Raw genomic sequence first — 991 nt, forward strand, 5'->3', positions numbered from 1 at the left:
AAAATAATAATGGTCGGGAAGACAGGATTCGAACCTGCGACCCCTTGGTCCCAAACCAAGTGCTCTACCAAGCTGAGCTACTTCCCGAAAAGTGCACCCTGAGAGATTCGAACTCCCGACCCCTTGATTCGTAGTCAAGTACTCTATCCAGCTGAGCTAAGGGTGCATAATAAGTGCGGTCGAGAGGACTTGAACCTCCACAGTGTTGCCACCACTAGGCCCTCAACCTAGCGCGTCTACCATTCCGCCACGACCGCAAATTATGCTATTTGTTGTTACATTGGATTAAAAATTGGAGCGGAAGACGGGATTCGAACCCGCGACCCCGACCTTGGCAAGGTCGTATTCTACCACTGAACTACTTCCGCATTTATAAATGGTACGGGTGAAGGGACTTGAACCCCCACGTCAAAGACACTAGATCCTAAATCTAGCGCGTCTACCAATTCCGCCACACCCGCATAAAAAAATGGTGTGTCATGCAGGATTCGAACCTGCGACCCTCTGATTAAAAGTCAGATGCTCTACCAACTGAGCTAATGACACAAAAATATGAAATTAAAAACATAAAATGGGGCGACTGATGGGAATTGAACCCACGAATGCCGGAATCACAATCCGGTGCGTTAACCACTTCGCCACAACCGCCATATTAAGATGGTGCCGGCAACAGGAGTCGAACCCGCGACCTACTGATTACAAGTCAGTTGCTCTACCAGCTGAGCTACACCGGCAGGTGTAAATGGTGGCTTTGGACGGAATCGAACCGCCGACACGAGGATTTTCAGTCCTCTGCTCTACCGACTGAGCTACAAAGCCATAAGTAAAATTCGGTAAATAAAAATGGCGGTCCTGACGGGATTCGAACCCGCGATCTCCTGCGTGACAGGCAGGCATGTTAACCGCTACACCACAGGACCGTGGTAACTTGACGACTTCTATAATACTATATCAATCAGTCAAAATTGTCAAATACTTTATTAAAAAAGTA

Annotated in this window: 10 tRNA genes; all 10 read right to left on the minus strand. The window is 47.8% G+C overall.

Annotated elements, in window-relative coordinates:
* Positions 1-10 precede the first annotated feature (10 nt).
* Positions 11-87, minus strand: a tRNA-Pro gene (locus D3D03_RS16590).
* 5 nt (positions 88-92) lie between these two features.
* Positions 93-166 (minus strand) — tRNA-Arg (locus tag D3D03_RS16595).
* An 8-nt stretch (positions 167-174) separates the two neighbouring features.
* Positions 175-257: transfer RNA gene (locus D3D03_RS16600), tRNA-Leu, on the minus strand.
* Positions 258-293: 36 nt separating this feature from the next.
* A tRNA-Gly gene (locus tag D3D03_RS16605) sits at positions 294-368 on the minus strand.
* Between the two features lie 9 nt (positions 369-377).
* Positions 378-461, minus strand: a tRNA-Leu gene (locus tag D3D03_RS16610).
* Positions 462-470: 9 nt separating this feature from the next.
* Positions 471-546, minus strand: a tRNA-Lys gene (locus tag D3D03_RS16615).
* A gap of 26 nt (positions 547-572) precedes the next feature.
* Positions 573-648 (minus strand) — tRNA-His (locus tag D3D03_RS16620).
* Positions 649-658: 10 nt separating this feature from the next.
* Positions 659-734, minus strand: a tRNA-Thr gene (locus D3D03_RS16625).
* A 9-nt stretch (positions 735-743) separates the two neighbouring features.
* A tRNA-Phe gene (locus D3D03_RS16630) sits at positions 744-819 on the minus strand.
* A 25-nt stretch (positions 820-844) separates the two neighbouring features.
* Positions 845-920 (minus strand) — tRNA-Asp (locus tag D3D03_RS16635).
* Positions 921-991 lie beyond the last annotated feature (71 nt).

Source organism: Exiguobacterium sp. RIT452 (assembly GCF_003598705.1).
Lineage (GTDB): Bacteria > Bacillota > Bacilli > Exiguobacteriales > Exiguobacteriaceae > Exiguobacterium_A > Exiguobacterium_A undae.